Origin of the sequence: Colwellia sp. BRX8-7 (assembly GCF_014077275.1) — a bacterium.
Lineage (GTDB): Bacteria > Pseudomonadota > Gammaproteobacteria > Enterobacterales > Alteromonadaceae > Colwellia_A.
In genome coordinates this window covers 200,281-222,080 of record NZ_JACGVP010000006.1, presented here as the reverse complement: position 1 = coordinate 222,080, position 21,800 = coordinate 200,281, and the positions used below count along the sequence as shown (strand labels likewise).

Sequence of the window (21,800 nt, the reverse complement as noted above, 5' to 3'; positions counted from 1 at the left end):
AACTTAAGTAATAGATTTACCGGCGATGGTGAAGAAAGTTAGACTTTCTGTCAAAGGAATTACGATAACTGGTATAAGGAATACGATTAATGGTTTTTTCTAACATTTTTTGCATGCTTAATCGTAGAAAATTTAGCTCGAATCTATAAATATTCTCCTGCATAATGGAATGCCTGTTATCTAATTTTTCAATATTATGCCACTTACTTTACTCGATATTCTTGCCTTTATATGCTTTGTAACTTGTTGGATTGGTTACACTTGGTTTGCTCGTGTCAAAGCAAAAAACACTAATTGTATCGCCAGATGTCTTCATCAACATAGAATTCATTGGATGAATGAGCTAATGACGCGAGATATTCGTGTTGGTGAAGCTGCGTTGTTAGCAAATTTGGAGCGAAATATTGCTTTTTTTGCTTCAACAACTTTACTGGTTTTAGCCGGTGTATTGACTCTATTCGCTCAAGTCGAACGTTTAGAAGCGGTAATAGGTTCAATTCCCTATGCTGATTTTCCAAATCATGCGGCGATACAATTAAAATTAGGTGTCTTGGCTTTTATTTTCATTATGTCCTTTTTTCAATTTACTTGGTCTATGCGACAGTATGGCTTTTTAAATGTCATGATTGGTGCTGCGCCTTATGATGAGTTAGGCGAAGATGAAAACTTGCGTGCCTATGCAAAACAAATGGCAATAGTACAAGACCAAGCCGCACATTCTTATAATTATGGATTACGTTCTTATTATTTTTCTATTGCGGCAATGTGTTGGTTTTTTCATCCTGCGTTATTTGTTTTTGCCAGTTTACTGGTTGTTTATACTTTATTTTATCGTGAATTTAGATCTCGAGCAGTAAAAGCTATTACCGCCGCACAAGAGCACTTAAGAATAGAGCATACAAAAAAGCGCGGTCATGATATTGATGAGTAAACATAATTACTCTGCTTATTCGGTGCAAGATTTTGACAATTTTGATTGTTTGAAAATATCAAAATGGGTCTACGTAGCCTTGATTTTTATTTTACGGGGTTATGTTGTTTGGCTAATGTCGGTAACCAATATGAAAGACCGTGTTGGTATTATTCAATGGATATACCCTGAAACATCATTGTTTTATTTAAGCTTAGGCTCTGGGGCGTTAGGTGTTTTTATTGTCCTTGTCTTAAGTTTACGCCGGCCAAATGCGAAAGGTTGGGTTAAAAAATCATGGCGCCATGGTAAAGGTATTCTCACTTTCGCCTTACTTTTTGATTTGATTATTTGCTTAGTTGGCTTTTTTTATTGGCATTTACTGTCATTAACATGGTTAATTACCCAAGCTATTATTGTTGGAGCGCTTATAATCATGTTAAATCTCAGTAAAAAATTTACAATAAATATTACTGAGTTTCCAGAGCCACTTCCTGACCCAAAAAAAAGGTGATGAAATCACAATGAATAACGAACAAGCTGTACAGCAAGATGAACGATTAATTATATTAGATACAGAAACAACGGGTATTAATCCTAGGGAAGGGCACCGAATTGTTGAAGTAGGCTGTGTTGAAATGATCAACCGACAGTTAACCGGTCGTAGTTTTCACGTTTATATCAATCCATTATTTGAAATGGATCAGGAAGTTATCAATATTCACGGATTAACCAATGAGTTCCTTCGTGATAAACCTTTATTTAGTCAAGTCGCCGATGACTTTATCGAATTTATTAAAGGTGCACGCCTTGTTATTCATAACGCTAAATTTGATATCGGCTTTATGGACAATGAATTTTCTTTATTAAAGCGAAATATTCCCAACACTCGTGATATGTGTACTGTTATAGATACGTTGCATGTTTCAAAAGATGAATTTGGTTCACCAAAGACCCTAGATTATTTAGCCCGTTACTATCGTGTCGATAAATTAGTCGACCGCACTTATCATGGTGCATTAATCGATGCTCAACTTTTAGCGTTTGTTTATGTAGAGATGACGCGTAAGCAGTCCGTGTTAAATCTATCAGCAGGCAGCGAATCAGGAGACAGTAATGCTATTCGTCGTTTACCCGCACAACGAACAAAATTAAAGGTTATCCAAGCTTCTGCCGATGAACTTATTAAGCATAATGAAAGATTAGCGATTGTTGCTGAAAAAGGGAGCGAACCAATATGGCCCAAATAGGTCAGTCAAAACTTTTTATTATCATAGTAGTAGCCTTTCTATTGATATCTATACCAAGTTATGGACAACAAACCAAAATTGATTATTACCAATCAGATAATGTTACCAATGCAATTCCTTATTTTGAAAATCGGTTTAAAATAGATGCCTTGCTTGAAGAAATAACACTGTTATTTTATCGAAGAAGTGGCACGCCACCCATCATACTTGTGCGCCCTGATGGCACCAAAATTAAAATTAATAATTTACCTAAAGATAAAATCACTTGGTTTGATGATCGTACTTTTGATTTAATCACCATTAAAAATCCAATGCCCGGCCCTTGGCAGGCTATTGGTGATATTTTACCGCAAAGCCACATTATGGTTGTCACTGATGTCACTATTAAAGTTGACCCCTTACCTGAGGTTATCCTCTCGGGAGAAACCTTAAAAATTGAAGGGCACCTTTATAACGGAGAACAAGCTATTGACGATCCACTCTTTCGTGACGTTATTAACCTCAATGTAGATTTTTTTAGTACCAATAATTCTGCGTATGATAATTTTGGTGCTGAACCCATTAAAATAGCGCAGTTTCGTGATGATGGCCGTGACTTAGATGAGTATGCCAAGGATGGTGTCTTTACCGGCGAATTTGAACTTGCTTTTGCTCCGGGTGAATGGCTACCTATTTACTCTGTTATTATGCCGATGGCTACTCGAGAGTTACGACAAAAACCCATTATTTTGCAAAAGACACCAATTACCATTTCTGTTGAACCCGTAATGGAAGTAGGGAAGTCTCACAAGGTCATCTTTACTATCGACCCTACTTATGTAGATGTGGATAGTGTTTTGTTTCAAGGGAAAGTTATTTTTCCAGACCGTCAAGAAGTACCATTTTCTATTATGGAAGGAAAAGGAAATTTACGTACTTACGAACTTGCTTACACCGAGTCAGGTGTTCATCGTATACAAGTGAGTGTTTTTGGCAAAACAATTAACGGCCGCGAATTCCGTTTAGTGTTAGAACAATTTACCTTTAATGCAGAAAGTAAAACGGGCTTAGTGATGCCGACCCTAAATGCTAATGGTGAAATGAGATCACTCCCTGTAGACAAAGCGGATGTTGTTATTACCGATAAAATTATACTAGCAGAGGAAAAAGCTAAACAATTAGCCATGGAGTTGCAAGAAGCTAAAGTCGAACAAGAAAGGGCAAAAAGTGAAAAAGATCTACAAACTTATATTATTATTGCTGTTGCAAACGTCGGAATCGTCCTTATTGCGTTAGTCTTTTACTTTATATCTCGCCGAAAAAAGAACAAAAAATGATGAGTAGCCAATTAAATAAAGCCATTTTTGAATGTAATTCCTCCGTATTGTACATCAAACGTGCATACAGTTAATTATATTAAAAAAGTGGTTGACTGCTCTGCGTCTTAACCGTATTATCTCCGCCGCATTCAACGACTTGTTGACGAATGTGTTGATTATACAGCGGAGTGGTAGTTCAGTTGGTTAGAATACCGGCCTGTCACGCCGGGGGTCGCGGGTTCGAGTCCCGTCCACTCCGCCAATTAATCAAAGGTTAAGCACCTAGTTTTACTAAACGTTTAAAACAATACAGCGGAGTGGTAGTTCAGTTGGTTAGAATACCGGCCTGTCACGCCGGGGGTCGCGGGTTCGAGTCCCGTCCACTCCGCCAACATTGTTTAAGTAAAGATTAAGGTTTGAATGACCTAACTATAAAAGGCGTGACATCTTTTATTATAACATTCAAAAGCAATACAGCGGAGTGGTAGTTCAGTTGGTTAGAATACCGGCCTGTCACGCCGGGGGTCGCGGGTTCGAGTCCCGTCCACTCCGCCAACATTGTTTAAATTAAGAATAAGGTTTGAATGACCTAACGATAAAAGGCGTGACATCTTTTATACTAACATTCAAAAGTAAAATCACGGGTTTGAGTACCGTCTACTTAGGTAGTAAAACTTGAAAAAAGCAATACAGCGGAGTGGTAGTTCAGTTGGTTAGAATACCGGCCTGTCACGCCGGGGGTCGCGGGTTCGAGTCCCGTCCACTCCGCCAACATTGTTTTTACTGTTTTTTATAGTCATATAAAAAATTAAAATAGTTCAAAACCTCAAGACCTCAAGACCTCAAGACCTCAAGACCTCAAATTCTATAAAACAAATGACTAAACATTATAACCGTTCAATTTGATTTCCTTCCTATATGCGAAGCAGCCTGTTGCAGCGATTGTTGTTATCACGGTTTCTACTACATTCCACAGAGCTAATATTATTGTTAATATGCTATTTATTTCTTATATAGAAAAGCTTAAATTTTTATTATTAATTAAAATTGCACACACTTATTCCCTTCAATAAATTCAGTTGTCTTCTACACTTAAGTTCTATTTACAAATATATAAATATTTATTAGCAAAAAACAGTGGTATGACCAGTTGTTTTTCTGTTATATTCGAAAGAAGTTAAATAAATAGTTTAAAAAGCACTGGAGAGATACATGCTCAGTTATAAAGCACCGATCACAGACATGAAATTTTTATTTGAAGATGTCTTTAATTATTATGACCATTATAAGCAGTATCCAGAATTTGAAGAAGCGACACCTGACTTGGTTGATGCGATATTCCAAGAGTGTGCAAAATTCTGTGAAAATGAATTATTACCAATAAATCAAAGTGGCGATAAAGAAGGCTGTACTTTTGATAATGGTAAAGTAACCACGCCTACAGGCTTTAAAGAAGCTTATCAGAAATATGTTGACGGTGGATGGCAGAGTTTGTCTCACCCTGTTGAACATGGTGGCCAAGGGCTTCCTGCTTCGCTAGGCATGGTAAAGTCAGAGATGATGGGTACGGCAAACTGGTCGTGGGCTATGTATCCTGGTCTAAGCCACGGTGCTATGGATACGGTACAGTTACACGGTACTGAAGAACAGAAGCAGCTTTACTTAACTAAGCTTACCGAAGGTACTTGGACCGGCACTATGTGTTTAACTGAACCACAATGTGGTACAGATTTAGGTCAAGTTAAAACAAAAGCTGAATTAAACGATGATGGTACATTTAGTATTAGTGGTACTAAAATATTTATTTCAGCTGGTGAGCATGACTTAACTGAAAACATAGTTCATATCGTTTTAGCAAGATTACCCAATGCGCCAAAAGGTACGCGTGGTATCTCATTATTTATTGTTCCTAAGATGCAAGTTGATGAACAAGGTAACATTGGTGAAAGTAACAATGTTGTTTGTGGCTCTATTGAAGATAAAATGGGTATCAAAGGTTCAGCTACCGCTGTTTTAAATTTTGATGGTGCAAAAGGCGTACTTATCGGTAAAGAAAATAAAGGTTTAGAATGTATGTTCACCTTTATGAATACCGCACGTGTTGGTACCGCTTTACAAGGTATCTGTGCTGCAGAACTTGCTTATCAAAACTCGTTAATTTACGCAAAAGAACGATTATCAATGCGTTCACTTACCGGTGCTAAAAAACCTGAATTAGTTGCTGACCCAATTATTGTTCACCCTGATGTTCGTAAAATGCTAATGACGCAAAAAGCGATCACTGAAGGTGGCCGTGCTATGATTTATTATACGGCGAAGATAGTTGACGACATCCAAATGTTGAAAGATGATAAGCAACGCCGTAAAGCTGATAACCGTTTAGGTTTTATTACACCGATTTTAAAAGCATTCCTCACTGAACTAGGTTCAGAAAGTGCAAACCATGGCTTACAAATATTTGGTGGTCATGGCTTTATCAAAGAGTGGGGTATGGAGCAAATTGTTCGTGATACACGTATAGCTACTTTGTATGAAGGAACAACGGGTATCCAAGCACTTGATTTATTAGGACGTAAAATCTTATTAAATCGCGGTAAGTATTTAAAACACTTTACCATGGAAGTCTTAGGCTTTTGTAAAGAAAAAAGTATGATTTCAAGTAACCCTCATAAACGTCAGATGAATCAATTTATTTGGCCATTGAGCAAAGCTGTTGCCGGCTGGCAGAAAAACACGTTAAGTTTGTCATTAAAAGCAAAGAAAAACCGCGATGTGGTCGGATCTGCATCGGTTGACTATTTAATGTATTCTGGTTACATCGTTATGGCTTATTTCTGGGCACAAATGGCGCAGGCGGCTTATGAAAAATTAGCAACTGATGTTGAGAACAGAGACTTCTACCGTGCAAAAATTAAAACCGCAGAGTTTTACTTTGAGCGCATGTTGCCAAGAACTAAATCGTTAGCAATCACCATGATGGCAGACCCTAAAACGTTAATGCAGTTAGACGAAGAGTTGTTGTCATTTTTATAAACACTGACTGTTAAGATAACCACCAATAAAACCTTTTACAGTTTTCTGTAAAAGGTTTTATCATTTTAAATGACCTCTAAAGACCTCTAAAGACCTCTAAATAGCGATAACCCTTTATCTTCATTATGGCAACTTCATGTCATCGAGAAGTATTTTAACTGTCGTATCTCTGAAGTTACCGTGGCTGTTGCTATTTTACTTTTCATCATTAGATGGAATACATTAGAACGACTATCTGTTGAGCTTATATTTTGATTGGCACACGAACTTGTTAAACTGCGAATAATAGTCGTCGCTCTTTATTTATCCAGCGATTACTAGAAAACGCTATGTGAATAGACATTACAAATGAGGTTATCTCGGCAAGTAGGACCATTAGAATCAACACCTTCAATAGATGATATTTTCGAACCAAATCGATCTTTAGTCAACGGGTTGATGCTCGCTGAGAAGTTGTCGAGACTGAAAAGTATTAACGATCACTTTGTGCGCAAAGACGACATTAGTAGGTTCTTGTGGTTAATGTCCGCTCAAAGCAACATAGCCGACAATGAAATCAATTTTTGGATGTTAATATTAGATTAAAATTTTTTAACTAAAAGAGCAATCAAAGGTCGCTTTACCAATATCCCACTCTAATTAACAACGGATAAAACTCCGTTAGTACGCCTATATTAAATTTTAGCATTTTCTTTTATGAATTTTAAAATATATAACTATTCTTTAAAATCACGGTGTTGACTTTGTAGTAATACCAGTTGATGACATATTAAACGAACAGATTACAAATCAGTTAGTAGGTGTAAATTGTGCAGTTCTTCCTGGCCTATAGATGCATTTATACTGAAACTAATTTTAATAACAGTTTGTTAATATTATTTAATAAATTAAACTAGTTGATAAGGTGTTTTGTGTCAGGTTACTTTACACTTGATATATTTATGTTGAGCTTTTATTTTTATTACACTGAAATTATTAGATATTTTTTACTTGGCGTGATTTGTGCTCTGTTTAGTAACAGCTAAGTGATTATATTTCACTTTTAGAGTTTACCTTTGGATAATGTTCTAAAGGGATTAAAGGAATACATAATGAAATTTAAATTTTTTGATACCACTTTTGCCAGTTTAGTCTTGTCTACAAGCTTGTTAGTATCTACTGCTCATGCTGGATTAATTCACTCTTATGATTTTACTGGTAATGCAGATGATGGCGCAGGTAGCGCTAATGGTATTGTTAACGGAGCGACTTTAACCACAGATAGGTTTGGTAACGAAAACAGCGCATACTCATTCGATGGCAATGATTCTATAGTGGCTAATTTTGCTTCGCCAGCTACTGCCACATATTCAGTATGGGCAACTTGGGATGGTAGCGGTAACGATATGTTGTTTAATACCGGAGCCAATGGCTCAGGACCAGATCTCTTTTTTGTTCCAAGTGCCTGTGGTAATAACATCAGTTGGAATACGTGGGATAGTTGTGGTAATAAATTTAAAGAAGGTATTCCTTCGGAACTAAGTGATGGTAGCTTCCATCATTATGCCCTTGTTAATGACTTTTCTGCTAATTTAGCAACATTATTTGTTGATGGTGATTTATTTGGTACGGCAGCTTACAGATCACCCGGTAACATCTTTACAATTGGTAGTGAAGGCGCTGGGGGAGGTTCTTTTGGTTGGTCTGGAAAGATTGATGATATTCGAGTCTATGATACAGCCCTAGATAAAGCTGGTGTGCAATCTTTGATTGCAGTTCCTGAACCTTCTACTCTTGCAATTTTTGCATTAGGCATGATGGGGTTGGTATCACGTCGATTGAAGAAACAATCTTAATAATTTCTTAAACATTAAAATTATAGAAAACATCAATTGTAATGATTGGTGTTTTTTTGTTTTGGGTGATTATTAACAATTGAAATATTCCTCACTTAATGACCGCAATGGTTGCGAAGCAGACTATTTATTGTGGGGAATTCAAGGCTAAATTAGGTCAGTAATGTGGCATTAGTGAATATAAGAAAAATTCTTCAATCTCATTTAGTGTTTGAAAATCTAATTAGTCATGTCTATTCACACTATCATCTAATTCGGGTAATTAAACCATCTAGCTAAACTAGATACGAGCAGATAAAAGCGTTTTTGTTTTTATTATCTTTAGTGAGTAGATAGATTAAAAATGGTGGCAGAGGATGTAAGATTTTTCATCCTCTGAGAAACATTTAGGGAGATTTTTATCGGATGAAACGTAAGAATTTAAGTTTCCATTTTGAATAAGGTGCGAAGCGTACCGGGATATCTTTAATAAAAGGGCGTTTGAGTACTGACTTTAGATGACTAAAATTATCAAAACCGGCTTTGCCACTATATTGGCCAATACCGCTAGGGCCAGTGCCACCAAAAGGTAAGTCAGGTACTGCATTAAACATGATGACATCGTTAATACATTGACTCCCCGAACTTATTTCATTTACCCATTGTGCTACTTGCTCGTTATTACGGCTAAAGATATAAGCAGAAAGTGGTTTTTCTCTTTGTTTGACAAATGATTTTGCTTGATCAAAATCTTCAATAGTGACAATAGGTAAAATGGCGCCAAAAATCTCTTCTGTCATTAAAGGACTATCTAAAGCGGGATTAATGATAATAGTTGGCGCGATATAGCAGCTTTCAATATCGCTTTCACCGCCAACCATAATTTTACCATCGTTAAAATAAGTGGCTATACGCTGACAATGGCGCTGGTTAATTATACGGCCATAGCTGTCGCTATTTTTTGGGTTTTCACCAAACATAGCGGTTATTTGAGCTTTCAACGCTAGTGTTAATGGCTCAACTAGGTTTTCTTTTACTAATAGATAATCAGGCGCTATGCAGGTTTGCCCTGCATTCATCCACTTGCCCCATGCAATACGCTGTGCTGTTATTGTTAAATCTGCACTTTCATCGACGTAAACAGGACTTTTGCCGCCAAGCTCTAATGTCACTGGCGTTAAGTGCTTTGCGGCTGCGGCCATGACAATACGAGCGACTTGACCATTGCCAGTATACATAATGTGATCAAAGTTTAAGGTAAGTAATGCGGTTGTTTCTGTAACACCGCCTTCAACCACACTAACGGCGTTATTATCTAAATACTTAGGAATAAGTTGGCCAATAAGTGCAGAAATAGCAGGAGCAAGCTCTGAAGGCTTGATGATGGCACAATTACCGGCAGCAATAACGGCAATTAAAGGGGCCAATACTAATTGTAAAGGATAATTCCACGCGCCAATAATTAATACAGTGCCTTGTGGCTCGGGTTTAATAAATGATTTCCCCGGTTGTACCACAATTGGGGTACTAACGCCCCTTGGTTTAGCCCATTTATTGAGGTGTTTGCACGTGTGGTCAACATCACTGGTTATGTATGATATTTCAGTGATCCAAGCTTCTAGAGTCGGCTTTGCAAGGTCATCTTGTAAAGCCTGTAAAATATCTTTTTCGTTTTCAATAACAAGTTTTTTTATGGCTTGTAGTTGCTGTTTACGCCATGAAATATCTCGAGTGACATTAGTATCAAAATACTGACAGTGTTTTGTGAGTAATGCTTGGTAGGGCATATTTAAACCTTATTGTTGTTATTGAGTCTTATAGCTTTATTGGTACGACCAGATATAGAAACAAATTTACAACATTTACAGCTCATCTACAAAACAATCAGATAATTATCTGTTAAGAGGTAAGTGCTAAACTTTTTAAGTTCATTGCATAACCAATGACTCGGCTAACGATGGCTTGAATGTTATCAGTATCTAATTGCTCAACAGGCACATTGATATTGCGGTATTCTATTTGCGTAAAAACCGTCGCAATAATATCAGCATCGATATGTGGATCATGAGCATTAAAAAATTCGCATAACTTAATAATGGGTTTTAACGAGGCCGCACGGTGTATCTCAGCTAAAGGGGCTAATTTACGGTTTACGCGTACTTCGGTAAAGAGTAATTGTTGAACAGCGAGCTCTACGGGTGAGTCTATTATTCTTTTTACTAAGTATTGGGTCGCCATTATGGCAAGTTTATTACGTAAATTTTCTTTTTCACTTATTTTACGTAAACTTGTTTTATTTACATTGGCGAGTAGTTCAACGGCAGGCTGCCAAGCTAAGCTTGTTTTTGTGGTGATTTGTGAAGAACACAAGGTAAATGCTTGATGAACTAACTCTTGTATATCTTTAAAATAATAGGTGGTAAGAGAGAGTTGAATATTTGCATGACTCGCTATGGCTCGATGAGTCGTGCCTTTTATTCCATTTTTTGCTAATACTTCAATGGCTGATTGTAATATCAGTAAACGTGTTTGTTCACCTTTGCTCCGTCTTTTTACAGTGGGGCTTTCCTTAGTAGAAAACATATTATTTTGTCGTATAATTTTAGTTAACATAAAGTTAACTTATTTTTAATGGTATTTCAATCTAGGCAGGAAAATTATCAGCATTTTTTGTTACAAAAAGTAATAGGTGAGCGCTAGAATTATAAAGTTTGTGAAGACATTAACGATAAAAAAAATGAGTCCAACACGGTTGCTGGGCTCATTTATCATGATAATACGGCTTTAAACACATTGAAACCTACATCCTTGTAGGTGATTTGATAAATTAATGACTAGCGGACTGTGCTCTTAATTCGTCAGAGTCAAAGTCATCTACATTGATAGCGGCTTTTCTGCCCAATTCAGCCTTGCATAACAACTCGGCTTCTACAGCGTTAATAACATTAACGGCTAAGCCTTTTTTAGCAACTTCATCGAGGGCATAAAAAGGCAGATCTTCACCAATAGCCTGACAAACCTTCTTAAATATTGGTTCACAAGCAATAATGTCATCTAACGTTTGCTCAAGTTGACCTAAAACATTTTCTGGATCTCGGCTTAAATATTGACCTTGTCCTAAGCGTTCTCGAGCTTTACCAGGTGTTTGTAATATCTGTGCAACTTTATGGTCGGTAATATCAGAAGGTTTTTTCAACCATTTACCCACTGGAAAGATCATAGCTCTTAGGAACAGTGCCACTATCTTATTAGGAAAGTTACTGATCAACGCGTCAATAGCTTGCTGTGTTTCATACAAGCTATCTTCAAGTGCCCATTGTACAAGCGATAGGTCATCTTGCTGACGACCTTCGTCGTTAAAACGCTTTAAGGTTGCCGAAGACAAATACAAATGGCTAAGTACATCACCTAAACGCGCCGAAATTCTCTCTTTGCGCTTCAAATCGCCACCCAGTGTCAGCATCGATATATCTGATAGCATAGCTAAGTTACTACTAAAGCGAGTGAGCAACTGATAGTAACGAGAGGTTTCGTCTCGAAAAGGTGCCTTTAAAATCCTAGCGCCAGTTAATGAAAACCAAAGGCTGCGGACAACATTGCTAATGGCAAAGCCAATATGGCCAAACAAGGCGTGATCGAATTCTTTTAATGCAATAACATCATCAGTTTGGTTTGCTGCGGCTAACTCCGCTAAAACGTAAGGATGACAACGAATAGCTCCCTGTCCGTAAATAATTAAACTACGTGTCAGAATATTCGCGCCTTCAACGGTTATTGCAATCGGAGCACCTTGATAGGCACGAGCAAGGTAGTTACCTTCGCCCATACAGATGCCTTTGCCGCCGTGAATGTCCATAGCGTCATTAACACAAACACGCATTTTTTCAGTTAAATGATATTTTATAATGGCTGAAATTACCGAAGGTTTCTCGCCTAAATCGATAGCACCTGTAGACATGGTTGTTACCGCATCCATTAAATAAGCATTGCCACCAATGCGAGCGAGGGGTTCTTCAATACCTTCCATTTTACCGATAGGGATCTTGAACTGACGACGAATTCTACTGTAAGCACCTGTAGCAAGTGCAAGTGACTTTATACCACCAGCACTATTAGAAGGAAGTGTAATAGCACGTCCAACAGACAAACACTCCATAAGCATGCGCCAGCCTTGGCCTGCCATTTCTGCGCCACCAATAATATAGTCAAGCGGCACAAAGACACCATTACCTTGTGTTGGACCATTTTGAAAAGGAACATTAAGTGGGAAATGACGACGGCCAGTGATAACACCGTCTAAGTCTGTAGGGATCAATGCACAGGTAATGCCTAAATCAACCGTTTCACCCAGTAAATGGTCAGGGTCTTTTAGTTTAAAAGCCAAACCTAGTACTGTGGCAATGGGCGCTAGCGTAATGTAACGTTTGTCCCAAGTTAATCTCATACCAAGCACTTCTTTACCTTCAAACTCACCGTGACAAATAATGCCTTCATCGGGGATCGCACCAGCATCTGAACCGGCTTCCGGACTAGTCAACGCAAAGCAGGGAATTTCATCACCAACCGCTAAACGAGGAAGGTAATGGTCTTGCTGCTCTTTTGTGCCGTAAAGTTGTAATAATTCACCTGGGCCTAAAGAATTAGGAACTCCAACGGTGCTTGCTAATACGGCACTCACCCCTGATAATTTTTGTAAAACTCGTGACTGTGCATAGGCACAAAACTCTAAGCCGCCATATTTCTTTTTGATAATCATTGCGAAGAATTTATTATCTTTCAAAAACTGCCAAACTTCTGGTGATAAATCAGCATCGACATGAGTCGTTTGCCAATCATTGGTCATTTTACAAACTTCTTCTACGGGACCATTTAAGAAACTTTGCTCTTCAACGCTTAAGCGGGGTGTTTCATAGTTATGTAGTTTTTTCCAATCTGGGTTACCACGAAATAGCTCTGCTTCAAACCAGGTCGTACCAGCGTCGATAGCCTCTTGCTCAGTTCTCGACATTTGCGGCATGATAGATCTGAACATTTTTAGTAAAGGGTGAGTAATATACTGCTTTCTAAAGTCAGATATATTCAAGGGCAATGCAATGATTGCAAATATTATCCAACTGAAAAATGACAGTGCATCAAAGATAGTACCTACCGCCATTAATGCGGCAAAACTTAAGGTAAAAGTTGAGAGCGCAGCACGGGTGTATGCCATGAAGCCGGTTAAAATAACGGCATAAATGAACCATGTAAATTGTTCCATTAATTTTCCTTTTAAAAAATAAAAACCTAAAGATAAAAATAAAGAGGTCTGACCATGTATTTAGCTTAAATCTATGTACAATAAATTACAAATATATTTATCGTTGTAATCTTATTTATAGGATAATAACGTTAATTATCTATTCGGAAATTAATTTATGTGCGAATTACTGGCAATGAGTGCGAACGTCCCCACTGACATTTGCTTTAGCTTTAGTGGTTTAATGCAGCGTGGTGGAAATACTGGGCCGCATAAGGATGGTTGGGGCATTACTTTTTATGAGGGTAAAGGCTGTCGAAGTTTTAAAGACCCTTTACCAAGTTCACAATCACCGATTGCCGAGTTAGTCACCAATTATCCAATAAAAAGTGAAGCGGTTATTTGTCATATTCGACAAGCAAACTCTGGCGGTATTTCTTTGGAGAATACTCATCCTTTTACCCGTCAAATGTGGGGAAGAAATTGGACTTATGCACATAATGGACAATTGAAGAATGTCCAGGTTGAACTGCCTGTTAAATTACACATTCCTGTAGGGGCTACCGACAGCGAACACGCGTTCTGTTGGATCTTAGACCAACTTCATTTTAAGTTTGCGGATAAAGAACCAGCAGCAACGGTACTCTTTAAATTTATCGCCGAGTTGAGTGTCAAAATAAATGCGTTGGGTGTATTTAATGTCAATATCACCAATGGCCAGTATTTATTTGCTTATTGTGCAAATAACCTACATTGGATAACACGCAGAGCACCGTTTGGTAAAGCCAGTTTGATTGATGCTGAAGTAGTTATTAATTTCACCGAAGAAACCACAGAAAATGATGTAGTTACGGTTATCGCCACTCAGCCATTAACGGATAATGAAACTTGGCACAAAATGACCAAAGGGCAGTGGCACTTATTTTGTCTGGGTGAGTCTATTGCTTCAGGGCAAGAAGTGTTGAAGGTTGAATATTAATGTTCTTCAAGTGAAGTCAATTGTGCATCAAACTGTTCAACATCAGATTTTATTTGTTGTATTTTAACCAACAAGTAATTTAACTCTGGAGCGAACCAAGCGTAGGTAATTTTTTTCTTTTCAATGACTTCTCTTTTTAATCTAACCGCTTTTATCATACCAAAAGGCAGCATTAATTCATCTTCACCATCATACTGGTAAACATAATTTTTAACTTTACCCGAATGATTCATCACCGGATACACAAAAAGTTTTTGCTCTGGATTTTTAATTAAATTTAAACGATTCTGCAAGTGATAGCTGAGTGAGTCTTGAATATTGACAGGAAAATCAATATTAACCTCTGAATTGTCTTTGAGGTTCTTCGCAATATTATTCTGAATATTGAACTGCCAAGCATATTCTTTATCAGGTCCGGTGCCGTCTCGTTGGAAATTATATTGCTGAGGTGTCACCTTATGGTGATCGAGTTTAACGAGTGATACTTCTTGACGGTTATCTGAAAATATTAACCATTCAATATCTGTTTTATAACTATATTTAGCTTGTTCAGGTGTTAAGTATTCTAACGTTCTTGTCGCACTACCTAAAATATCAGCAGAACGTATCAAATTATATTTAGCAGTAAAAGGCTGAATAACATGCTGCTCTGCTTGAGTGGTTTTTGCTTCATTGGCGAAAACTAAACTACTCTGTGAGGCTAATACTAGAGCAATACAACATAATTTATTCAGCATTTAATTACCTATCATTTAATATTTTATTTATTCACTCGCATAGCCAGAAGCAGGGAGCGCTTTACCTTCAAAAAGTACAGTATCATTGTGCATAGAAATGCGCTGATTACAACACCATTTTACCACTAAGGGGTAAATTCTATGTTCCTGTTCGTGAACTCTTAGCGCAAGTTCCTCAGCGGTATCACCGGCAAAAATAGGTACTTTCGCTTGCAATATTACTGGGCCACCATCAAGTTCTTCTGTAACATAATGTACACTAACACCATGGTCAGTATCACCGGCATCAATCGCCCGTTGATGGGTATGTAGACCTTGATACTTAGGTAATAAAGAGGGATGAATATTGATTAACTTACCTTGGTAGTGTTGCACAAACTCAGGTGTTAATATTCTCATAAAACCAGCCAGAACAACAACATCAGCTTGGTATAAATCAATTTGCTTGATCAACGCTTGGTCGTAAATTTCTCTACTGCTAAAATCTTTATGAGAAAGTACACAATGGGCTATGCCAGCGTTTTTAGCGCGAGTTAAGCCGAATACATCGGCTTTATTTGAAATAACCCCAACCACTTTTCCTGGATAATCTGCAGCTTTACAGGCGTCTATAATCGCCTGTAAATTAGTGCCGCCACCAGAGATTAGCACAACAATATTGCTGGTTAAATTATTGTCTTGCATGTTACTTGATGGCATAGAATTAACCTTTATTAATCACAACTTGTTCAGCGCCTGCTTGCATATCAGCGATTTCACCAATGTGCCACGCATTCTCACCGTGAGCCGATAAAATTTCAATACTTTTTGCAAGGTCAGCAGCAGGTACAACAATGATCATTCCAACACCGCAGTTGAAGGTACGGTACATTTCGTGGGTAGTAATGTTGCCGTTATCTTGCAACCAGTTAAAGATCGCTGGCCACTCCCAGCTGTTACCGTCAATAATGGCTTGAGCGCTTTCTGGTAATACACGAGGAATATTTTCCCAAAAACCACCACCAGTAATATGTGATAAGGCATGGATGTCAACTTGCTTATGTAATTCTAAAACAGATTTAACATAAATTTTAGTCGGCTCAATTAAATGATCACCGATTGACTTACCATTTAATAATTCGTTGGTATCAGTCTTATTAACTTCTAATACTTTACGAATTAATGAAAAGCCGTTTGAATGCGCGCCAGAAGAAGCTAAGGCAATTAATTGGTCGCCTGATGCTACTTTTGTACCGTCAATTAAACGGGATTTTTCAGCGATACCGACACAAAAACCAGCGATGTCGTAATCACCCTTGTGATACATACCTGGCATTTCAGCGGTTTCGCCGCCAACTAAAGCACAGTTTGATAATACACAACCATCAGCAATACCAGCAACAACTGCCGAAGCAACATCTACATCAAGTTTGTCTGTCGCGTAATAATCTAAAAAGAACAAAGGTTCAGCGCCTTGAACGATTAAATCATTGACACACATAGCCACTAAATCAATACCTACGGTATCGTGCTTGTTTAAATCAATTGCTAAGCGTAGTTTTGTACCTACGCCATCTGTTCCCGCAACCATTACAGGTTCTTTATAACCGGTTGGTAATTGGCATACTGAGCCAAAACCACCTAAGCCACTCATCACTTCAGGACGAGTTGTACGTTTTACTGCACCTTTAATGTTTTCTACTAGGGCGTTACCTGCATCTATATCAACGCCAGCATCTTTATAGCTTAGAGACTGTTTTTGTTCGCTCACGGGGGAAACCTCAATTAATTAGCATAAGAACTTTAATGGCGCATTCTACCAGCGCAATGGCGTGGTGAAAATCTTTATAATAAATTATTTTTTATTAGTGTTTAAAATGATTAACACTATGATAAGATCTTATACATAAAAATAATCAACTTAAAAAATATGCTTAGATATCTTATTGTATTAGTTGTTGTTTTAAGTAATTTCTTTGCTTCAATGACCGCTTTGGCTGTTGAAGTTAAAAACTTATACAACGCAAAGGTTATCGTTAACTCACAAACCGACTCAGAGCGAAAGCTCGCCTTGCAACAAGCAATGAGCGCAGTGGTGCTTAAAGTGGGGGGACAACAAGCGCTGTTGTCCAACTCAACCATAAAAAGTGGCCTTAGAAATGTCAGTGGCTATGTTGTAAAATACCGTTATCAACGTAATGCTGAGCAGACTGAGCTTTTAGTTACTTTTGACGAAAGCAAAATTAATCAGTTGTTTGAAGATGCCAACGCCCCAATTTGGGGAAGTTTACGGCCACAAATTTTATTGTGGCTCGTTGAAGAGAATGGTTTACGCCGTACGACTATTTCTAATGCAAGCCACTCGTCATTTTCCAATAATGCAACACCACAAGTGAGTTACAATTTACCTAATAGTGTCGAACAATTTTCAGCGTTAAGGGGCTTACCTATTTTAATGCCGTTAATGGACTTAACCGATGTAAATACCATCTCTACTTTTGATGTTTGGGGACGCTTTGCCAAACAAGTACAAATGGCATCACTGCGCTATAATCCAGAATCTATAATAATTATTCGTTTATCAAACAGTAGTTTATTACCTCAACAAGAAAGTGATGAACAGGTTGATGATTGTTTTTTATGCCAAAAAGAACGTCAACAATACGCACTAGACTGGAGTTTTATCGCCGATGCCCAAGGCTACAACCGCGATACAATCACCGGACAAATCTTTGGTGAAATCAGCTACGGTGACTCTCCTGACCAGTTATTAAAAACTGCGCTTTCTCTTATTAGTGATATAATTTATCAAAAATATGCTTTAAATAGTGATATTGATAACAATTATATTATTGATGTTGCCAATATATCATCACTAAAAAGCTTTATTGAATTAGAGCGATTTCTTGAACAATTATCATCAGTTAAATCGGTAAAATTACTCAGCGCTTCGGGGAAAAATCGCCGTTTTGAATTGGTTTTAAAAAGTTCAGGACAAGCCTTTCTCGCTTCATTAAAGCTGAATAAGCAATTAGACCTTTTTGATGACCCGCTTGCCGAAAAAGTGGTCGGTGCTGTCCCTGTTTTTTATTGGAAACCCTAGTGAAAGTCACTTCTCAATTAACCTTGTCAGTTCAATTACCCGATGATGAAACGTTTTCAAGTTTCCAAAGTATTGCTAATTATTCGGCAACTGAGCAGTTAAAGTCATTTATTAAAGCCAGTCAACATTCGGTAGAGTCTGCGCACGTCAATAGTTTTTACTTATTCGGCTTGTCAGGTGTTGGTAAATCACATTTACTTCATGCCAGTTGTACTTTTGCTGAGAAATTAGGTCTATCATCCGTTTGTTTATCTTTTTCTGAATTAAAACAGTTGTCGGTTGAAGTACTTGATGGTTTAGAAAATATTGATTTGATTTGCTTAGATGATGTGCAATTAATTGCTGGGGACAAGCTTTGGCAACAAGCGGTCTTTGATTTATTTAACCGTGTTATTGAGCATAATAAACGCTTGATTATTACTGGAGATCAAAGTGTTTCACAATTGAAACTTGGCTTAGCCGATTTAGTCTCTCGATTATCTTGGGGAATGACAGAGCAAATCAAACCCCTAGATGATGAAGAAAAGTTAATCGCCTTAAAATTTAGAGCGCAACAACGAGGTTTATTATTAAGTGATGAAGTCGCTAAATATTTACTGAGTCACTTATCACGTGAAATGAGTCACTTGATCTTAGCTTTAGCCGAGCTTGACGAAGCATCAATAAGAGAACAACGAAAAATCACCATCCCATTTATTAAAGCTATTTTATTTTAAAGGGCTGGGCTTTTCATAAAACTCATACTGAACAAAGCGTCTATCTTTGGGTTGAGCAGAAACGTTTTGCAATCCTGCTTGTTCTTTATTAATTGGGCTTATATTTAAATTGTTAGCCCAACTTTCACCAGCGGTCATCATGATTGGACTTGGTAAATTATTTACTAAGTTTTCAATATCACTTACTTCCGGCAATATATGACTTACGGCATATAATACTCGAGGTTTAATATTTTCATCGCCAATACGGCCGCGCTGTCCCCAATTAACGATATAATTTTCATTCGCAATTTTAGGGGCGTTAGTTATAGCGACATCTCGACTAATATCAAAGCGAGTTTTCATCATAAAGCCATCAAAAAGCATAGCGTAATCTTCGCGAATACTTGAGTAATTATAAAACTGAGGCGCAGCTTCGCCACTAAAAAACGTTTTAATATCGCTGGGTTGATAAGCGTTTTGTGTTTTTGATGCGTCAACCCCCTGAAAACGTACCTGAGCTAAGGCGTACATTTCCTCACCCAGTAAGGGAAGAGTGTTGTTTAGCTGATCAGATTTAAAGCCACTATTATCTGCTATCTGTTGTGCGGCTGATAATATTGTTTGGTCTGGGTTTAAAGCTGACCAACTAGTGCTCGGGAAAATGTCGTTGGCATGGGCAAGTTCGTGGTACATCAAAGACGTTAAACTGTATAAAACATCGCTAGGTTGGCGAGTAACCCGGTCATTTTCAGATATAAAAGTAGTGGTGTAATTATTATTTTTTACATAACGCCAAGGCATGGCAAAATTAAGATCTCCACCAAAGGACGCTCTATAGTCAGGTGCTTGATTTATGGTATCTCGCTCATCAGGGGTCATCCAAAAATAATTAGCATCCAAGTGAATAGCGCCACTGACCACCCAGTAATAAGAGGGTCTGATGTCATAAGAAATTACAATGGCAGTATTTGCTCTTAGTAAGTTTTTGAAATCATTGTAGGGGTCGTAATTTTCAAGAAATTCTCGAAATCTTTCTCCCATCCAATAATGAGAAACGATCACTCGGTCCATTATGTCATCAACTGTTGGTGTGGTCGTATCATGTGCAATTAATGGTAAGGTATTAAATGCACATGTTCGCGCAAAGTTAATTTTATTACTATAAACACAATCGACGAGTACATCGGCATAAGACGAGTTTGCAACAAAGGGGAATACCCGTGCTAAACGCTCAGTATAAGCGGTATTATCTGAAGCTGGGACAGGTTCAGCATTTTCAATAAGTACCGCTACTTTGTCAGAATAGCTCCCTGAGGATACGGTGAATTCTACTACCGTATCCCTAGTAACTTCCGGCGCATTAAAGAATACTGCATAATCACCCTGGGTATTTTCAGCCGTAAAATTGACCTCTGGACCGGCAGTTTGTTGCCAAACTAAACTATCGCTTAAAAGCTTATTTGTTAACGAAGCGCGCAATGACACTTTACTACCTTCTAGAGCAGCATGACCCAGACGCGCAGAAATCTCTCCTTGTTCATTGGTTACACTAAGAGAGTGGTTAAGTGACTCTCTGCTACCATCTTCTAGTGTAAATGAAACATTAAAACTATATGCGCCTGCGGTGTTAGGTGTGAAAGCGATAACCTTGCTGGTGTAGGCCAAGAACACCACTGGCTCGCCAGTCGTCTGCGTCCAAATAATGTCAGTCACCTTACTCGAGGGAGCGAGTAAAACTAATTCGACCGCCTGAGAAATTTTCACTTCATCGTCGACGGTGATAATTTTAGTGACCTCACCATTATTGTTACAAGCAAATAAAATAGGTATTAGCAGTAATATATGCAGAATGTTTTTCATTTTCAGCCCTTAACTATAATGGTGGTTACGTTATAAAAGTCTTATTGAAGCGTTACGCTTTATCTTTAGCTTTTCTAATACTCAAGCCTAGTTCTTGACCTCTATATTTCGCGTAATAACTGCCACCAATAAACATCATTGTTGCAAATATAAGCTCTAATGATGCCCAAACTACATCTGCTGGAGATACCCACAGCGTGGTTAAACTGTGTAGGAAATAAATCATAACGACAAAGCTCGACCAAGCATAGGTATAAGGATTACCTGCCAGCAAACCTTTTAGAGGAAATAACAGTGGTACTGTGAATAAGCATAAGCTTAATATCGGCGACAAACCTTGTGAAGGGTTTAAATAGATTAGCCAAAGCGGCATAAAAAATAATAAAGAAAAATAGCCAATTAAGGTTATTTTTTTAAATGTTGATGTTGAAAATCTTTGTGGCTTGGTCATGAAAGGTATCCTGCTGGTTAGCAAATTGTTTCACTAACTTGTTGAATTAAATTTTAAATTGAATTTTAAATTGAATTTAAAAGAGTGTTAAAACGTTTTCAGGAGGTCGGCCAATGATGGCTTTCGTTTGCGTAGTAACAATTGGTCGCTCAATAAGTTTTGGGGTGTTCACCATAGCTTCAATGAGTTGCTTGTCAGTTGCTTGAGCTAATGCTTGTTCTTTAAATTCACTTTCTTTAGTGCGCATCATTTGAATAGGGGAAACATTTAAACGTGATAAAAGTGACTGGATAGTGCTTTCATCCAGTGGTTTTTTTAAATACTCTACAATGCAAACCTCTTGGTTGTTTTCTTCAATCAACGCCAAGGTTTGGCGGCTTTTAGAACAGCGAGGGTTATGATAAATCGTTAACATGGTTAGATCTCAATGGGTGCTAAAATTAAATAATTTT

At 37.8% G+C, this 21,800-nt stretch carries 18 protein-coding genes and 4 tRNA genes; 13 read left to right on the top strand and 9 right to left on the bottom strand.

Annotated features, from left to right (window positions below):
• The first annotated feature begins 196 nt into the window (after positions 1–196).
• The 10 genes from H4J57_RS08130 to H4J57_RS19810 all read left to right on the top strand — a co-directional run bounded on the left by H4J57_RS08130 (position 197) and on the right by H4J57_RS19810 (position 8,326).
• On the top strand, positions 197–931 hold the full coding sequence (locus H4J57_RS08130; RefSeq protein ID WP_182242472.1) for a DUF599 domain-containing protein: 735 nt from the start codon (positions 197–199) through the stop codon (positions 929–931).
• Positions 924–1,424, top strand: coding sequence for a DUF2919 family protein (locus tag H4J57_RS08125; protein ID WP_182216154.1), 501 nt, complete (start codon positions 924–926; stop codon positions 1,422–1,424). The genes H4J57_RS08130 and H4J57_RS08125 overlap by 8 nt, the downstream gene beginning before the upstream one ends.
• Positions 1,425–1,434: 10 nt before the next feature.
• A complete protein-coding gene (dnaQ, locus tag H4J57_RS08120; protein ID WP_182242471.1) occupies positions 1,435–2,160 on the top strand; it encodes a DNA polymerase III subunit epsilon in 726 nt (241 codons plus the stop codon).
• Positions 2,148–3,476: a TIGR03503 family protein gene (locus H4J57_RS08115; protein WP_182242470.1), complete on the top strand. Its 1,329-nt coding sequence runs from the start codon at positions 2,148–2,150 to the stop codon at positions 3,474–3,476. The genes dnaQ and H4J57_RS08115 overlap by 13 nt, the downstream gene beginning before the upstream one ends.
• A gap of 167 nt (positions 3,477–3,643) precedes the next feature.
• A tRNA-Asp gene (locus tag H4J57_RS08110) sits at positions 3,644–3,720 on the top strand.
• A 52-nt stretch (positions 3,721–3,772) separates the two neighbouring features.
• A tRNA-Asp gene (locus H4J57_RS08105) sits at positions 3,773–3,849 on the top strand.
• A gap of 87 nt (positions 3,850–3,936) precedes the next feature.
• A tRNA-Asp gene (locus H4J57_RS08100) sits at positions 3,937–4,013 on the top strand.
• A gap of 139 nt (positions 4,014–4,152) precedes the next feature.
• Positions 4,153–4,229, top strand: a tRNA-Asp gene (locus tag H4J57_RS08095).
• 441 nt (positions 4,230–4,670) lie between these two features.
• The gene (locus tag H4J57_RS08090) at positions 4,671–6,491 is read left to right on the top strand and encodes an acyl-CoA dehydrogenase C-terminal domain-containing protein (protein ID WP_182216149.1); all 1,821 of its coding nucleotides are present in this window, start codon (positions 4,671–4,673) and stop codon (positions 6,489–6,491) included.
• Between the two features lie 1,091 nt (positions 6,492–7,582).
• Positions 7,583–8,326, top strand: a complete 744-nt coding sequence (locus H4J57_RS19810; RefSeq protein ID WP_220470284.1) for a LamG-like jellyroll fold domain-containing protein — start codon at positions 7,583–7,585, stop codon at positions 8,324–8,326.
• Between the two features lie 398 nt (positions 8,327–8,724).
• On the opposite strand, the gene H4J57_RS08080 is transcribed toward H4J57_RS19810, so the two are convergent.
• From H4J57_RS08080 to fadE, 3 genes are all read right to left on the bottom strand, one after another.
• Entirely contained in the window at positions 8,725–10,092 is a 1,368-nt protein-coding gene (locus H4J57_RS08080) for an aldehyde dehydrogenase family protein (protein ID WP_182242469.1), read from the bottom strand.
• A 112-nt stretch (positions 10,093–10,204) separates the two neighbouring features.
• Complete coding sequence (locus H4J57_RS08075; protein WP_070373898.1) at positions 10,205–10,918, bottom strand: TetR/AcrR family transcriptional regulator; 714 nt, start codon at positions 10,916–10,918, stop codon at positions 10,205–10,207.
• Between the two features lie 214 nt (positions 10,919–11,132).
• Positions 11,133–13,562, bottom strand: coding sequence for an acyl-CoA dehydrogenase FadE (fadE, locus tag H4J57_RS08070; RefSeq protein ID WP_182242468.1), 2,430 nt, complete (start codon positions 13,560–13,562; stop codon positions 11,133–11,135).
• A 157-nt stretch (positions 13,563–13,719) separates the two neighbouring features.
• Between fadE and H4J57_RS08065 the strand changes: the two genes are divergently transcribed.
• Positions 13,720–14,520: a class II glutamine amidotransferase gene (locus H4J57_RS08065; RefSeq protein WP_182216129.1), complete on the top strand. Its 801-nt coding sequence runs from the start codon at positions 13,720–13,722 to the stop codon at positions 14,518–14,520.
• On the opposite strand, the gene H4J57_RS08060 is transcribed toward H4J57_RS08065, so the two are convergent.
• Genes H4J57_RS08060 through purM form a run of 3 tightly spaced genes read right to left on the bottom strand, consistent with a single transcriptional unit; the run spans position 14,517 to position 17,007 of the window.
• Entirely contained in the window at positions 14,517–15,257 is a 741-nt protein-coding gene (locus H4J57_RS08060; RefSeq protein ID WP_182216127.1) for a DUF3108 domain-containing protein, read from the bottom strand. The two genes, H4J57_RS08065 and H4J57_RS08060, sit on opposite strands and share 4 nt — an antisense overlap.
• A 27-nt stretch (positions 15,258–15,284) precedes the next feature.
• On the bottom strand, positions 15,285–15,956 hold the full coding sequence (gene purN, locus H4J57_RS08055; RefSeq protein WP_259364965.1) for a phosphoribosylglycinamide formyltransferase: 672 nt from the start codon (positions 15,954–15,956) through the stop codon (positions 15,285–15,287).
• A 4-nt stretch (positions 15,957–15,960) separates the two neighbouring features.
• A complete protein-coding gene (purM, locus tag H4J57_RS08050) occupies positions 15,961–17,007 on the bottom strand; it encodes a phosphoribosylformylglycinamidine cyclo-ligase (protein ID WP_070373894.1) in 1,047 nt (348 codons plus the stop codon).
• A 159-nt stretch (positions 17,008–17,166) separates the two neighbouring features.
• Between purM and H4J57_RS08045 the strand changes: the two genes are divergently transcribed.
• Together H4J57_RS08045 and hda are read left to right on the top strand one after the other, a co-directional pair.
• Positions 17,167–18,339 carry a DUF2066 domain-containing protein gene (locus tag H4J57_RS08045; protein WP_182242467.1) on the top strand — a complete coding sequence of 391 codons (1,173 nt, stop codon included), beginning with the start codon at positions 17,167–17,169 and terminating at the stop codon, positions 18,337–18,339.
• Entirely contained in the window at positions 18,339–19,055 is a 717-nt protein-coding gene (gene hda / locus H4J57_RS08040) for a DnaA regulatory inactivator Hda (protein ID WP_182169642.1), read from the top strand. Before H4J57_RS08045 ends, hda begins: the two co-directional genes overlap by 1 nt.
• On the opposite strand, the gene H4J57_RS08035 is transcribed toward hda, so the two are convergent.
• The 3 genes from H4J57_RS08035 to arsC all read right to left on the bottom strand — a co-directional run bounded on the left by H4J57_RS08035 (position 19,047) and on the right by arsC (position 21,763).
• Positions 19,047–20,897 carry a hypothetical protein gene (locus tag H4J57_RS08035; protein ID WP_182242466.1) on the bottom strand — a complete coding sequence of 617 codons (1,851 nt, stop codon included), beginning with the start codon at positions 20,895–20,897 and terminating at the stop codon, positions 19,047–19,049. The genes hda and H4J57_RS08035 overlap by 9 nt on opposite strands.
• Positions 20,898–20,949: 52 nt before the next feature.
• A complete protein-coding gene (locus H4J57_RS08030; protein ID WP_182216121.1) occupies positions 20,950–21,348 on the bottom strand; it encodes a DUF2069 domain-containing protein in 399 nt (132 codons plus the stop codon).
• A 76-nt stretch (positions 21,349–21,424) separates the two neighbouring features.
• On the bottom strand, positions 21,425–21,763 hold the full coding sequence (gene arsC, locus H4J57_RS08025) for an arsenate reductase (glutaredoxin) (RefSeq protein WP_070373889.1): 339 nt from the start codon (positions 21,761–21,763) through the stop codon (positions 21,425–21,427).
• Positions 21,764–21,800: the final 37 nt, after the last annotated feature.

Coding starts and splice junctions, on each gene's coding strand:
- H4J57_RS08130 (WP_182242472.1), top strand. CDS start 197: ATGCCACTTACTTTACTCGATATTCTTGCCTTTATATGCTTTGTAACT.
- H4J57_RS08125 (WP_182216154.1), top strand. CDS start 924: ATGAGTAAACATAATTACTCTGCTTATTCGGTGCAAGATTTTGACAAT.
- dnaQ (WP_182242471.1), top strand. CDS start 1,435: ATGAATAACGAACAAGCTGTACAGCAAGATGAACGATTAATTATATTA.
- H4J57_RS08115 (WP_182242470.1), top strand. CDS start 2,148: ATGGCCCAAATAGGTCAGTCAAAACTTTTTATTATCATAGTAGTAGCC.
- H4J57_RS08090 (WP_182216149.1), top strand. CDS start 4,671: ATGCTCAGTTATAAAGCACCGATCACAGACATGAAATTTTTATTTGAA.
- H4J57_RS19810 (WP_220470284.1), top strand. CDS start 7,583: ATGAAATTTAAATTTTTTGATACCACTTTTGCCAGTTTAGTCTTGTCT.
- H4J57_RS08080 (WP_182242469.1), bottom strand. CDS start 10,092: ATGCCCTACCAAGCATTACTCACAAAACACTGTCAGTATTTTGATACT.
- H4J57_RS08075 (WP_070373898.1), bottom strand. CDS start 10,918: ATGTTAACTAAAATTATACGACAAAATAATATGTTTTCTACTAAGGAA.
- fadE (WP_182242468.1), bottom strand. CDS start 13,562: ATGGAACAATTTACATGGTTCATTTATGCCGTTATTTTAACCGGCTTC.
- H4J57_RS08065 (WP_182216129.1), top strand. CDS start 13,720: ATGTGCGAATTACTGGCAATGAGTGCGAACGTCCCCACTGACATTTGC.
- H4J57_RS08060 (WP_182216127.1), bottom strand. CDS start 15,257: ATGCTGAATAAATTATGTTGTATTGCTCTAGTATTAGCCTCACAGAGT.
- purN (WP_259364965.1), bottom strand. CDS start 15,956: ATGCCATCAAGTAACATGCAAGACAATAATTTAACCAGCAATATTGTT.
- H4J57_RS08045 (WP_182242467.1), top strand. CDS start 17,167: ATGCTTAGATATCTTATTGTATTAGTTGTTGTTTTAAGTAATTTCTTT.
- H4J57_RS08035 (WP_182242466.1), bottom strand. CDS start 20,897: ATGAAAAACATTCTGCATATATTACTGCTAATACCTATTTTATTTGCT.
- H4J57_RS08030 (WP_182216121.1), bottom strand. CDS start 21,348: ATGACCAAGCCACAAAGATTTTCAACATCAACATTTAAAAAAATAACC.
- arsC (WP_070373889.1), bottom strand. CDS start 21,763: ATGTTAACGATTTATCATAACCCTCGCTGTTCTAAAAGCCGCCAAACC.